A 14,892-nucleotide genomic window follows, 5' to 3' on the forward strand; every position below is an offset into this window, starting at 1 on the left:
ATGCATATAAGCGATGGAATAATCAGTATTGAAGTAGCAACTGTTAGTGCAGTTGTTACTTTAGCTTTTTGCGTTTACTCATTTAAAAACTTAACAAATGAAAAAATAGCTTTAGTTGCTTCAATGAGTGCTTTGTTTTTCGTAACTTCATTTATTCATATTCCTTTTGGAGTCACTCAAATACATCTTATGCTTATAGGTTTTATTGGTATTTTTTTAGGAAGTTTAGCTTTTATTAGTATTGCTATTGCTTTGATACTTCAAGCTTTACTTTTAGGTTTTGGAGGAATTAGCTCTCTTGGAGCAAATATTTTAGTTATGGCACTTCCAGCGTATTTAGTATATTTGATATTTAAACTAGAAATTTTAAAAAAATTAAATGAAAAAGTTAAATTCTTTTTAGTTGGATTTTTAGGAGTTTTTATCTCAAGTTTACTTTTATTTACTGTTTTAGTTTTTTCAAAAGATGAATATCTAGCTGTTGCTTATTCTATAATTGCAGTAAATATTCCTACTATGATTTTAGAAGGTTTAGTTACTATGTTTTTACTACTTTATATTAAAAAAAGTATGCCAAAACTTTTAAAGGAAACAAGTTTATGAAGAAGTTTTTATTAATATCAATCATTCCTATTTTTCTATTTGCACATAAAATAAATCTATTTTTAGATTATGAAAATGGAAATCTATTTATCAATTCATATTTTGCAAATGCAAAAGGTTGTATAAACTGTAAGTTTGAGATAAAAGATAAAGATGGAAATCTTGTTTTTTCTGATGTTTTAAATGAAAACGGTGAGTACAATTACAAAACAAATATTGAAGAACTTACTGTTGTAGTTGATGCAGGAGCAGGGCATATTGTCTCAAAAGAGGTAAAAGAGACTATAAAAGATGAAAAAGTTGAAGTTAATAGCAATGATGAAATGAATAAACTTCAAGAAGAGAATAGACAACTAAAAAATCATATTAAAGTTTTAGAAGAACAATTAAACTATTTTGAGATTTTTAAAGTTATTTTTGGGCTTATTTTAATAGCATTAATTTTTATTTTTCTAAAAAGAGTTAAACGTTGAGATTTAATCCTGCTATTTCACTTATTTGTGCTTTTATTTTTACTTTAGGTGCTAGTTTTTCTAACTTTAATATATATTTTTTATTACCTATAATTTTTTTAGTAGCTGTTAATTTTTCTAACTCTTTAGAGGTTTTAAAAAAGCTACTATTTTTAAATCTATTTATTTTTACAATTTTTATTTTTGTTTGGTTTCAAGCTGATTTTTATGAAGCTATAAATATCTATTTACGAACAAATATCATCATTTTTTTTAACTTATTGCTGTTTTTTGACTCAAAAGGTTTGGATATTATAAGAGGATTCTTTTTTCTTAAATTTCCAAAAAGATTTATTTCAGCATTTTATTTTACTTGGAAGATGATAATAGAACTTCAAAATGAGTTCAAAAATATCAAAATATCTTTGGTTTCGAGAAATTTTAGTAATAAAACTAGCCTTTTTACCTATCAAACTTATGGTAATATTTTGGGCTTACTTTTTATAAAATCTATGCAAAAAGCACAAAATCTAAAAGATAGTTTTGATTTAAGAGGTTTTAATGGAGAGATTTATCTAAATAGTGATTTTTCTTTGTCAAAATATGACTATGTTTTACTATTTATTACAATATTTACTTTGATTTTAAAGGTTTTTTTATGAGTTGTTCAATCACACTTAAAAATGTTTCATATAAAAATGAAAATACTATTTTATTTGAAAATATAAATCTAAATGTAGGACACGAAGAAAAAATAGCAATCATAGGCTCAAATGGAGTTGGCAAAAGTACACTTTTAAAAATCATCGCAGGAATTGAAAACTGTTTTGATGGAACTTTAGAACTTTTTCACAATCCTATAAAATCAAAAAATGATTATAAAAAGTTTCGTTTTGAAGTTGGCTATTTACCTCAAGATATTAGTAGCTTTTTTTTATGTCCAACTGTTATTGAGGATGTGATGTTTAGCTTAAGAACTTTAGGAACTTGCAAAGATGAAGCAAGAACAAAAGCTTTAGAAATATTAAAAAATCTAGATATTTTACACTTAGAAAATAGGGTTATTTACGAGTTAAGTGGAGGTGAGCAAAAGATAGTTGCACTTGCTGGAATACTTATAAAAAATCCAAAAATCTTGCTTTTAGATGAACCTACAAATGCTTTAGATGAACAAACTCAAAATAAAATAATAGATATTTTAAACTCACAAAAAAAATCTATGATTATCATCTCTCATCATAAATCTTTTATAGAAAAACTTGCTCCTACTATTTATAAACTTGAAAATAATAATTTAAATCATTTATAAGCTACTTCTAACTTTAAATTAACAATAATACTAGTATTATTTTTTCTTAACTTTATAATACAAAAAATCATTAAATAAATTTATATTAGTAGTGGGGAACATGAAAAATTTATTTTTATTAATAATATTTATAAATTACTTATTTGCAGCTAATCCAAATGAGATTATAAATAGACAAATCAAAGATTTACAAGAAAAACAGATATTTGAACAGCAAAAGAGTGATAAACAGATAAATAATAAAAGTTTTGAAACAAATCTTTTAAATATAGATGAAGATATAAAAGAGGAAACTTGTATAAATATCTCTGCTATAAATATTTTAGATGCAACTGTTTTTAAAGAGGATGATTTTCAAGATTTGATACAACCATATCTAAATAAATGTAATGGTATGAAAAATTTATCAAATTTAAGAGATAAAATCTCAAATAGATATATAGACAAAGGTTATGTTACAAGTAGAGCATACTTTAAAGTCCAAGATTTAAGTGCTGGAAAGATTGATATTTTTGTACTTGAAGGAAAAATTGAAGATATTGAAAGTGAAGATATAAATGTTTTAAATTTATATCCAAACTATAAAAATAAGATATTAAATATAAAAGATATAGAAGTTATTGTAAAACAAGCACAAAGACTACAATCTCAAAACTTAGATATTCAGTTACTTCCAGCTTCACAAGTAGGTTATACAATAGTTAAAATCACAAATAAAAGTGAGTATAAACCCTATTATGGAAATGTAGGAATAAATAATTTTGGTAGAGAAAAAACTGGAAAATATCAGATATATAATAACTTCAATTATGAAAATCTTTTAGGTATAAATGATATTTTAAGTCTAAATCTAAACTCTACAAATCGTGCTTTAAAAAATAATGATAGAACTTTAGGAACATCTATAAACTACTCTTTACCACTTGAGAGATTTTTATTTGACTTTTATTACAACTATTCAAACTATAAACAGATAAATTTTGATGAATTCTCAAATGACTTTCGTTCAAATGGAGCAAATGAATCTTTTGGCGTAAATAGTTCTTATAACTTATTTCAATCTTTAAATCATAGTTTTGATTTACTTTTAAATTATGAAAAAAAAGAGACAAGAAACTTTTTAAATGACACAAGACTTGATTTACAAAGTTATTCTTCTTCATCTTTAGATTTTGGATTTAAACACAGTTTTATAAATAACAGTTTTGAATACTATAGTAAATTTTTAGCTCAAAAAGGAGTTGCAGCAGAGCAAGATGATATGGCTAATCAAAAAAAGTATTATACAAAATACTTAATAGATTTAGGATTTACAAAATACTTCGATACTGAAAATGACTTAAAATATAATCTATATCTTAGAGGTCAACACTCAAAAGATAGATTATCAGGAAGTGATGAACTTTATATGGGAGGAGTTTATAGTGTTAGAGGTTTTGAAGATGAAGGATTATCTGGTAATAGAGGATTTTATGTAAGAAATGATGTCTCTGTAAAATATCAAATAGAAGATATCACACTTGCACCATATATTGGTTTAGATTATGGATATGTAGTAAAAGATGAAAATAATATTAGTGGGAAAATAGTTGGTTCTTCTGTAGGAAGTAAGTTTTATTGGAAAAACTTCAATTTAGAACTATTTTATATGATGCCTTTAAGAGAAGCAAAGATTATTGAAGATGAGAACTCAAAATTCTTTGGTGCAAATCTTGTATATAACTATTAATAGGAAATAAAATGAAAATTATAAAAAGAATAATCTCAATTAAAATAAGTTGTTTATTAGTAGCTCAACAATCTTTAATAGCAGGTGGTTTAACTGTTGATAAAACTGCTCCAAGCTCAAATCAAGCAAATTTAGAAAGTGCTAGAAATGGAGTTCCAATAGTAAATATAGTAGCACCAAATCAAAAAGGTCTTTCTCATAATAAATTTAGCGATTATAATGTAAATAAAGAAGGCTTAATTTTAAATAACTCAAATAAAAGAGAAGTAAATACTCAACTTTCAGGTTATATCTATGGAAATCAAAATCTAAAAAATGGTACAGCAAAAACAATTTTAAATGAAGTTACAAGTAAAAATAAAAGTGAACTAAAAGGCTTTACTGAAGTTGCAGGAGATAGGGCAAATGTAGTTGTAGCAAATCCAAATGGTATATATATAAATGGTGCAGGATTTATCAATACTTCAAGAGCAACTATTACAACAGGAAATCCAAATATAAAAAATGGCGAAATAGATAGTTTTGATGTAAGACAAGGACAAATAGATGTTGATGGTGAAGGATTAAACTTATCAAATGTAAATAAAGCTGAACTATATGCTCAAACTGTAAAACTAAATGCCAAAATTCATGCACAAGATTTAGATGTAGTTACTGGACAAAATAGTATTTCAAAAGATGGAACTATAACAAATATAGAAAATTCAGTTGATGAAAAACCAACTTTATCGATAGATTCTTCTGCTTTAGGTGGGATTTATGCAAATAAAATAAGTTTAGTTGGAACACAAAAAGGTGTAGGAGTAAATCTTCCTATTGAAATATCTGCTCAAGATGATTTTAAACTAAGTGCCGATGGGAAAATAGTTTTAGATAAAGTAATCTCTGAAAAAAGTATAGATATAAAATCAGATTCAAGTGATATAAATACTAAAACAATTTATGGAAATAATGTAAATATAGAGGCTAAAAATAGTATAAAAAATGAAGATGTTATCGCTTCAAAAACAAATATAGATTTAAAAGCAAATAACATAGAAAACAAAGATGCAAATATTCAAGCAGTAAAAGATATAACTATTACTTCAAAAATTATAGATAATTCAAAGGGAACAATATCTTCAAATAACAATTTAGAATTAGATGTATTTGATTTTAAAGGAAATAACTCAACTATTCAAGCTTCAAATATAGATATAAAAGCAAATGATTTTGAAGCCAATAGTTCAAATATTGTAGCAACTAATGGAAACTTAGATATAAAAGTAAACAATTTAGATTTAGATAATTCTTTGCAAATTGGTGCCTTAGATAATGTAAATATAAAATCAAATGAAGCGAAATTAAATAATACAAAGATAGTAAGTCAAAAAGGTAATATGTCTTTTGATACAAATTCTTTAGAATTAGAAAAATCAATACTAAGTGCTTCAAAATATTTAGATATAAATACAACTTATTTGAAAAATACACAAGGTAATATTCAAGCTTTAGAAGATATAAATATCACATCAAAAGATATAGATAATCAAGATGGTAAGATAGCAACAAATAAAAACTTACTATTAAATAGTTCTAATTTCCAAGGTGATAACTCGAAATTACAAGCTTCAAATATAGATATAAAAGCAAATAATTTTGAAGCAAAAAGTTTAAATATAGTGGCAATAAATGGAAATTTAGACATAAACTCAAATATTTTAAATTTGGATAATTCTTTACAAATAGCAAGTTTAAAAGATATAAATATTACTTCAAATCAAGCAAAATTGAACAACTCAAAAATATTAAGTCAAGATGGAAATATATCTTTTGATACAAACTCTTTGGAATTAAATAAATCAATAGTAAATGCTTCAAGTAACATAAATATACAATCAAGTAATTTAAAGAATAAAGACGGAAATATCCAAGCAGTAAAAGATATAAATATTGCATCAAAAGATATAGATAATGAAAATGGTGTAATAACAACAAATGAAAATCTAACAATAAATTCTTCAAAAGATGGATTTTTCAATAACATAAAAGGGAAATTGCAATCAGGTAAAAAACTAGTATTGGATATATTTAATTTCCAAGGAGATAATTCAAATATTCAAGCTTCAAATATAGATATAAAAGCGAATAATTTTGAAGCAAAAAATTCAAATATAGTAGCAACAAATGGAAATTCGGACATAGAAACAGATAATTTTATTTTGGAAGATTCATATTTAAATATTAAAAATAATCTAAGTTTAAACTCAAAAAATAGTTTAAACTTAAAAGATAATACAATAGTTGGAAATAACTTAAATATAAGTGCAGATGAAATATATTTTGATGGAACAAGCCAAAATAAAAATATTTTATATTCAACTAATGATATTTTAATAAATACAAAAAAACTTATCTCAAATTATTTTTTTACTCAAGCAAATAATAATATAAATATAGACTCTTCAAATATTGATTTAAAAAATAGTAAGTTTCAAAGTGTGGTATTTATAGATTCTATATATCAAAATGGATATAAACAAGGAGATATAAACTTAACTACATCGAATTTAAATTTATACAATACAACTTTAGCTTCTAAAGATATAAATATTAAAAAAGGAACTAATCAAAAACTTCAAACTTTAGCAGTAGAAAACTCATCTTTGGATGTAAATAACAATATAGATGTATCAACAACAACTTTAAATGCAAAAAAATCACTGTTTTCTGCTCTAAATGATTTATTATTAACTACAGATAAAAGTATAGTATTTTTGAACAATAACTTTAGTGCTAATAACTTAAGTCTAACTATAGATGAAAATCTAACTTTAGATAAATCAAATAGTTTTTTAGCAAATAATAATTTTAGTTTGAATACAAAATCTTTAGTAAATAATGCTCAGATTATTTCAAATGGAAAACTTACTATTAATACAAATGATTTTATAGTAAATAATGCTTTATTATCTTCAAAAAATATTTTAAGTTTAAATGCTACAAATTATATATTAAATAATGATTCAAATGAACCAATATTTGGCATAAGAGGAGCAATCACAAACTTAAATACAAAACTTTTAACAAACTATGGATTTATCACTTCTTTATATGATATGAATATAAAAGTAGACGATTTGATAAATTATGCTGGAATTGCATCTGCAAATAGTGAAAATAAAACTTCAAATATGAATATAGAAGCAAATAATCTTACAAACTACAATACTATTTATTCAAATGATAATATAAATCTATATGTCAAAAATAGCCTATTAAATGAAACAAATAATAGTTATGTAACTGGATTAGACTATGCAAGAATTTATGCAAAAAATAATATTGCTATAGCAAAAGACATTAATCATAATTATACTAATAATATTACAAATAAATCAGCTATTATTGAAACTCAAAATGGTGATATAAATATTTGGGCAGATACTCTTACAAATAGAAGAATTTTAGACTATACTGATGATGCATTTTTGAAATCATCAAAAGTTACGGATAGTATATACTTTGAAGAAGGGAAATCTTATCCAAATAAAGGAGCAAATGGTATTATCAATAACTTCTTTATAACACGTGGACAGGACATCAACCTTTATGCACTTGATTCAGAATTTTCACTATTAATAGACTTAGCAAGAGAACCATTTTCTTTTCATTATGCTACAGTTGAAGTTTCAATGGATAAAAAAATACAATATGATAATCCACTTTATAAAGCATCTTTGATAAATTCTGGTCAAAATTTAAATCTAAATGCTAAAAATATAAATAATCAAATAAGTACAATTAGTGCAGTAAAAGATATCAATTTTAACACAGACAATATAACTAACTATTATGGTAGTACATATACTACAAATATCTCTTTTAAAACTTACCATGAAAAAGAAGCTTTTAGAGATTATGAATCTTCTCAAGCTTATTTAATAGAATGTTCTGATTCAGGAATTTGTATTTATGGTTCTAAACAAAAGGGTACTTTAAGAAGAGGAAATACGATATTAAAAAGTACAGGAGGAAAAGTACTAGGTGATTATGATTATGGTACTTATACAACTACTCAAAAAGTTGAACTCGGAGGAACAATTTTAGCAGGTGGAAGTATAAAAGGAGTGACAAAAAATTTAATAAATGGAACAGTTGTTGAAAGTGAAATTCCTCTTGTAAATATCTATTCTCCAACAACAAATACAAGCTTAAAAACAGCAAATATTCAAACAGATAAAAAAACAGTAGAGAGTAAAAATATAGAAGAAAAAAATACTTCAACTATAAAAGTAGAAAATAAAGTATTAAATTCTGATGAAATAAAAATAAAAGATAGTGAAAAAATAGAAGAATCAACTATAAAAATAGAAAATAAAGTACTAGATAAAATAGTCTTAAATTCAATAGATGAAAACTATATTTTACCAACAAATAAATATTCTACATTCACAACAGTAAATCCAAATAAAAACTTAGATTATCTAGTAGAATCAAATCCCTTATATACAAACTATTCAAACTTTATAGGAAGTTCATATTTTTTAGAAAAGATGAGTTTTCAAGGTGATAAAACTATGAAAAGGTTAGGTGATGCAGCTTATGAAACAAAACTTGTAAGTGATGCTATATTTAAACAAACTGGACAAAGATTTTTAAGTCAAGATTATACAAGTGAAAATACGCAGTTTGTATCACTTATGGAAAATGCGGTAAATCTTAGTGGAGTTTTGGGGTTAGAACTTGGAAAGCCACTTTCAAAACAACAATTAGTGAATCTTACAGAAGATATAGTATGGATGGAAGAAAAAGTTGTAAATGGACAAACTGTGCTTGTACCAGTAGTATATTTAGCAAAAGATTATAATAAATCTCAAGGAGCAGTAATATCTGCAAAAAATATAGATTTAGAAATAAAAGATAATTTAGTAAATAGTGGAACTATAAAAACAAATGATTATTTAAATCTAAATGCAAATAGTATTACAAATAATTCTGGTGTAATACTTTCTGGTGGAAAAGCAACACTTATATCAAATGATGATTTTATAAATAAAAATGGAGGATTGATAAAAGCAAGTGATATTCAAATAGCATCTTTAAATGGAAGTGTTATAAATGAGACATATTTTAAAACAAAAACAATAGGTTCAAAAGGTGATAGTACAACATATACAAATGTAGGAAAAACAAGCTCTATAGAAGCAACAAATGGAAATCTAGTAATCCAAGCAAAGAATGATATAACTAATATAGGAGCAAATTTAGGAGCGAAAGAAAGTATCTTATTACAAACACAAGTAGGTGACATAAACTTAAATGCAATAAAAGAAGAGCATGCTTATAATGCAAAACTTAGTGGAGGGTTTGAAAAAGCACAAGATATAAAATATCAAACATCAAATATAGATGCAAACAATATCATTATGCAAAGTGGAAAGGATATAAACCTAGAAGCAAGTAAACTAAATGCAACAAATCAAATAAACCTAAATGCCCAAAATGATATAAATATAGAAGCTTTAAATAATGTATATTATAGAGATAAACAAAGTACAAAAAAAGGGACATTTAGTAAAACAACAAAAAGAGATATGGTATATAAAGAGAGTGTAAATTCAGCAGAACTAAATGCAAATGATATACTAATAAATGCAAACAATGATGTAAATCTACAAGCAGCCAAACTAAAAGCACAAGATAACATCATCGTAAATGCAAAAGATGGAAATCTTAACATAGTAGCAAAAGAGTATAGAGAAGGTGAACTTCATGAAAAAAGTAAATCATCTTGGGGAGGATTGAAAAAAAGCTTAGATATAAGTTCAACGGATGCTTTAAAACTAAATAGTGCACTAATTAAAACTGAAGCTTCAAATGTAGTATTAACTTCTGGAAAAGATATAAATATTCTTGCTAGTGAGATAAATAGTGGGGCAGATATACAACTAAAAGCACTAAATGATGTGTTAATAGCATCTCAAAGTGAATATCTAAAAACACAAGAAGTACATAAAAAATCTAGTTTTAATTTAGCAGGATTAACATCTTTAGTAGTACCAGTAGATACAACTATTTACTCAAGTGAAATCCATAAAAATGATAAACTAAGCTCTTCTAGTGTTGCAAGTAAGCTAAATGCAAATAAAGATATCCTCATAGATAGTGGAAGTACAACGATAGCAGGCTCAAATCTCGAAGCAAATAATATAGGTATAAAAGCAGATACAGGAGAGATAAATATCCTTTCAAGTCAAGATGTACAAAATGCAACTTCTTTAGATAAAGAGATAAAACTAGGATTATCAGACCCTATAAAAGGTATAGTTCAAAATACAAAAAATATGTTCTCAGGAGAAACAAAAGTAAAATTTGAAGTTGGAAGTTTAACTTATGATGAGGTAGATAAAGCTTCACAAACTACAAAAAATAACTCATCAAATCTAAAAGCAAAAGAAAACCTAGTTTTAGATAGCTTAACAGATATAAATGTCCAAGGAAGTAATCTAAAAGCAGGTGAAAACCTAGTACTAAACTCAAAAGTTGGAGATATAAATATCTTAAATACAACAGATACTTATAACGAAGATATAAAAGAAAAACATGCAAAAGCAAGTGTAAATGTAACAGTACAAAATGAATATGTAGAAACAGCACAAGCTGTAAAAAGTGCAGTAAAGAGTGCAGAGCAACTAAAACAGACAAAAGATGATTATAGTAAATACAAAGGTGAAGTAAAAAAACTAGAAAGTACTCTAAGTGATTTAAAACAAAGATATAAAGCTAAAGAAGTAGGGATTGATTATGAAGATATAGAAGATTTGAGTGATTTTATAGATAATCTAAAATCACAAGAAAAATACTATGTAGCAGCTATTGCAGCAGCAACGGCAGATTTAGCTAGTAAAACAGCAGCAATAGCAACTCAAGCAGGAACAGCTTATGCTTCAAGTGGAACTTTAGGTTTTAGTGCTGGAATATCTTTAGATGTAAATGGCGAAAAATCAAAACAAAATATAAATAACCAAACCTCAAATGCATCAAACCTAAACGGAAAAAATATCTATATAAATACAGATGAGAAATTGAGTACAAATACAAATGTAGTAGGTTCAAATGTAATAGCAGATGAGAATTTGTATATAAATACAAATAACCTAAATGTAAAAGCAAGCCAAGATAACTATACAAGTAAAAATGATAGCGAAAGTATAAATGGAAGTATAGCATTTACAATGTATGGAGGCGGAGGTGGAACCGCAGGATTAGGATATGGAAAAAGTAACTCTTCAAGTGATAGCTTTTTAAATAATAACTCTCAATTAAGTGGAAATAATGTAAATATAAATGTAAAAAATGATGCAGTGTTCCAAGGAGCAAATGTAAGAGCAAATGATACATTGAACTTAAATGTAGGAAATAACCTAGTATTAGAATCTTTAAGAGATGAATACTCTTCAAACTCAAAAGGGTTTAATGTAAACGCTGGAATAGGATTTGGAAGTGGAGGAAAAGAAGGACATAGAACACCAAGCCTTGATGTTGGAAAACAATCTTCGACAAATGCAGGATTTTCAGTAAATAATGGTGTTACTCAAAATAAACAAACAGTTTTAAGCTCCATAACAGGAGATAAGGTAAATGTAAATGTAGGAAATAATACACACCTAAAAGGTTCACTTCTTGCAAGTGGAAACTATGATGAAAATGGTGTATTCCAAGATGATAAAAACCTAAACTTTATTACAAATACCCTAACATTTGGAAACCTATCAAACTCAAATTACTCTTCAAGTAAATCTTTAGGAGCAAATGTAAACTATAACCTTGAAAATAAAAAAGTAGAGAATCAAAAAGAGAAACCACAACAAAAAGGTATTTCAAGTGTAGGATATCAAGCTGAAAACTCTTTAAGTGCAAATGCAAGTAAAACTTTAGCAACTTTAGGGCAAGGAAATGTAACAGTAAAAGATGTAGAGAATTCAGATGAATTAGATAGATTAAATAGAGATACAACAGCTGTAAATAAAGATTTATACTCAAGTTCAACAGGAACAAAAGTAGATGCAACTTTGGATACAAGATTGCTAACTGTTGAGGGAAGAGAGCAGATTAAAAAAGAGTATGAGGATATGAATAAAAATATGTATATTATTGCTGGAACTTTACCTGATGCAAATAGTGATAATCCTATTGAAGCAACAGTGGGTGAAATCTGGAATGGTTTAACAAAATATCTAACTTTAGGGATTGTTCCTTCAAATGAAAATAACGGTGGTATTTTAGCTCAAATACCAGTATTAACTGGTGTAGATGATTCTCAACATAAAATTTTACAAGTAGTAAATAAAGAATCAACTAAATATAACGAACAAGATTATATAAGATTTGAAGATAGTAGTTATTATAAATCTTTATCTGATGAAGATAAAAAGCTTTTTGATAAACAGAATTTATATGTTTCGAAAGAGCCAATTATTGTTACAAAAGATACAGTAACTTATCAAAATTCAATAAATGGAATGATGAATAATGTAGGAGAAGCTATAAAAAATGGACTGCAACAAACTGGACAAATAAATACTAATAGTTCACCAGTAGAATTAAATGTAAATTATAATCCATCTTATGGATTTTTAGGAGATGTATTTGAGTCATTTGTGGATAAAAGTGGAATAGGTACAACAGGAATAGCAAAACAAACAGGAGGATTTGTATATGATACAATATCAGCAAGAGGAAGTGATGGAAGTAACTTTGCAATGCACTCACAAGCAAATGCAATAGTGTACAATGGTATAATTTATATACAAACAACAACAGGGTTGAAGCCTATGGGTAATGAAATAGATGATACTAAAACATTTGTATCATTTGGTTCACCAATGAATGGAAAAGATATGGAAAAATTAATAAATAAAATGGGATATGAATATTCAGGTGCTTATACGAAAAGTGGAGATTTTGTAGGAGAATCTTTGGGTGGAAATAAAGGAAATAATGGACAAGCAGATATTTTAGATAGATTAAATATATTAAATGCAGGTAAACTATTTACAAATAGTTCTCCACATAGCACATATATTTGCCAAGATTTTGGAACTAATGTAAAGTGTGGGTACAAAAAATGAAAAATATAGTAATGATAATTTTAATAAGTTTTTTATTTGTTGGTTGTATAAGAAAAGCAGATACTATACTTTTACAACCAAATGCAAAAGTACCTTTTCCATATATATATATATTAGCTCCTAGTTCATATCCTAAAACTCCATTTGAAACTTATAAAGAAAGAATTTTTAGTGATTATACTATTTTTCTTTTTAGAACAATTCCAAATATGATGAAAGAAAATATTACTTTATCTGTTGTTAGAATAATTGATGGTGATGAAGAGAAATATAGTTATGTAAAGGATTTAAAGATCCTTTTAGATAAGGATAAAAATAAAATTTTTGATAAAGAGTTTACAAATAGATATTTAGATGATGGGGAGATGTCAAATCATTTAGAAAGAAGAGTAAATTACTCAAAAAAATATATAAATTTTGTAGGTAAATTAAAATGTATGGAAAGTGTAATGTCTAATAATATTGCAGATGGGGTAGGTAGAAAAAATTATAATGTAAGATGTCCATATTATGATAAACAAGGGAATAAGAAATATATTCATATTACTGCAAGTATGAATATTACATTTGATGGTACAAAGTTTGATGGTTCTGATAATCCAAGTTTAGCAAAATACAAACTGTTAGATATAGAAAAACAGTTTAAAATGGATATGAAAGAAGTTCTTGACTCCTTAGAGATTTATGATATTGATATAGAACGAATGCAAAAAGATGAACTTTTATATGATAAAAAATATGATATTGAAGCAGAATCAAAAGCAAAAGATTTAACATTTAATTGTAAATATACAAATGGTTATATACTATGTGAAGGAAAAGAGATTAATAGAAAATGTAGTAAAAAAAATGTTAAAAATGAAAAGTGGGAATGTAAATAAAATTAAAAGGGAGAAAAGATTATGTTCAAGCAAATAATAACTGGTGTAATTGTAACGATAATTTCAATGATATTTTCTTTATATATAAGTGATAAATCTAATAGTAATGAATTAGAATATAAAGATAGTAAAAAAGAGCAATATTTGAATATATCCAATGAAGTATTTAAAGATTTTACTTTACTTTATAAAGATAATAAGATAGAACAGATTAGTATGTATCAAGTTGGATTTTTTAATAGAACAAAGAGAGAGATTGAAAATGTTGAGATATTTTTTGAATTTAAAAAAGCTATTCCAAATATTATAAATAAAGAGTTTTTTAATCCTTCAAATTTACCATCAAGTGTAGGTATTTCAGAAATTGAAAAAGTAAATGATAGGATATATAAGGTAAATATTAAAGTCTTTAAGCAAACAGGAGATGATAAATATTATCTAGCTAGATTTATATTTGAAGGAAATGAAATACCAGAAATAAGTTTTAGTACACCAAATAATAGTAATTTAGATATAGTAGAGTTCTCTAATATTAAAGAAATATTTTTTGCAATAGGAATATTTTTATTATTTATTATTGTTATGGTATTTATATTTATGTTACTACTTGATTATGATTCAAATAGAAATTGGAAAAAAAGAGAACAACGACTTGAAAAAGCTTTAAAAGAAAGTAGAAAATTTGATGATATTAATATCAAAGAAATATTGATTATTCACGAAAATATTTTTAAACTTAAGAATAGCTTTTTATATAATAAAATAAAATATTTTATAGAAAAAATTAAATCTAATAATAAATAAT

At 25.5% G+C, this 14,892-nt stretch carries 8 protein-coding genes; all 8 read left to right on the forward strand.

Translation table 11 applies throughout. The features are described 5' to 3' along the window. The 8 genes from cbiM (at position 1) to CKV87_RS04720 (ending at position 14,891) form a co-directional block, all read left to right on the forward strand. Positions 1-603 carry a cobalt transporter CbiM gene (gene cbiM, locus CKV87_RS04685; protein WP_012012658.1) on the forward strand — a complete coding sequence of 201 codons (603 nt, stop codon included), beginning with the start codon at positions 1-3 and terminating at the stop codon, positions 601-603. Beyond that, positions 600-1,076, forward strand: coding sequence for a hypothetical protein (locus CKV87_RS04690; protein WP_012012659.1), 477 nt, complete (start codon positions 600-602; stop codon positions 1,074-1,076). The genes cbiM and CKV87_RS04690 overlap by 4 nt, the downstream gene beginning before the upstream one ends. Continuing rightward, positions 1,073-1,717: an energy-coupling factor transporter transmembrane component T family protein gene (locus CKV87_RS04695; RefSeq protein WP_012012660.1), complete on the forward strand. Its 645-nt coding sequence runs from the start codon at positions 1,073-1,075 to the stop codon at positions 1,715-1,717. The genes CKV87_RS04690 and CKV87_RS04695 overlap by 4 nt, the downstream gene beginning before the upstream one ends. After that, positions 1,714-2,364: an energy-coupling factor ABC transporter ATP-binding protein gene (locus tag CKV87_RS04700; protein WP_012012661.1), complete on the forward strand. Its 651-nt coding sequence runs from the start codon at positions 1,714-1,716 to the stop codon at positions 2,362-2,364. Before CKV87_RS04695 ends, CKV87_RS04700 begins: the two co-directional genes overlap by 4 nt. Before the next feature lie 100 nt (positions 2,365-2,464). Then, positions 2,465-4,093, forward strand: a complete 1,629-nt coding sequence (locus CKV87_RS04705) for a ShlB/FhaC/HecB family hemolysin secretion/activation protein (protein ID WP_012012662.1) — start codon at positions 2,465-2,467, stop codon at positions 4,091-4,093. Positions 4,094-4,104: 11 nt separating this feature from the next. Further along, positions 4,105-13,206 (forward strand): two-partner secretion domain-containing protein, encoded by a 9,102-nt coding sequence (locus CKV87_RS04710; RefSeq protein ID WP_012012663.1) that lies wholly within the window; start codon positions 4,105-4,107, stop codon positions 13,204-13,206. Further along, entirely contained in the window at positions 13,203-14,087 is an 885-nt protein-coding gene (locus tag CKV87_RS04715) for a hypothetical protein (RefSeq protein ID WP_041644916.1), read from the forward strand. The genes CKV87_RS04710 and CKV87_RS04715 overlap by 4 nt, the downstream gene beginning before the upstream one ends. 21 nt (positions 14,088-14,108) lie before the next feature. Continuing rightward, complete coding sequence (locus tag CKV87_RS04720; protein ID WP_012012665.1) at positions 14,109-14,891, forward strand: hypothetical protein; 783 nt, start codon at positions 14,109-14,111, stop codon at positions 14,889-14,891. Position 14,892: the final 1 nt, after the last annotated feature.

It is taken from the genome of Aliarcobacter butzleri, from assembly GCF_900187115.1.
Lineage (GTDB): Bacteria > Campylobacterota > Campylobacteria > Campylobacterales > Arcobacteraceae > Aliarcobacter > Aliarcobacter butzleri.

Excerpts from the sequence above, each read along its gene's own strand:
- CKV87_RS04710 (WP_012012663.1), top strand. The coding sequence starts at position 4,105 with ATGAAAATTATAAAAAGAATAATCTCAATTAAAATAAGTTGTTTATTA.
- CKV87_RS04700 (WP_012012661.1), top strand. The coding sequence starts at position 1,714 with ATGAGTTGTTCAATCACACTTAAAAATGTTTCATATAAAAATGAAAAT.
- CKV87_RS04705 (WP_012012662.1), top strand. The coding sequence starts at position 2,465 with ATGAAAAATTTATTTTTATTAATAATATTTATAAATTACTTATTTGCA.
- CKV87_RS04720 (WP_012012665.1), top strand. The coding sequence starts at position 14,109 with ATGTTCAAGCAAATAATAACTGGTGTAATTGTAACGATAATTTCAATG.
- CKV87_RS04690 (WP_012012659.1), top strand. The coding sequence starts at position 600 with ATGAAGAAGTTTTTATTAATATCAATCATTCCTATTTTTCTATTTGCA.
- cbiM (WP_012012658.1), top strand. The coding sequence starts at position 1 with ATGCATATAAGCGATGGAATAATCAGTATTGAAGTAGCAACTGTTAGT.
- CKV87_RS04715 (WP_041644916.1), top strand. The coding sequence starts at position 13,203 with ATGAAAAATATAGTAATGATAATTTTAATAAGTTTTTTATTTGTTGGT.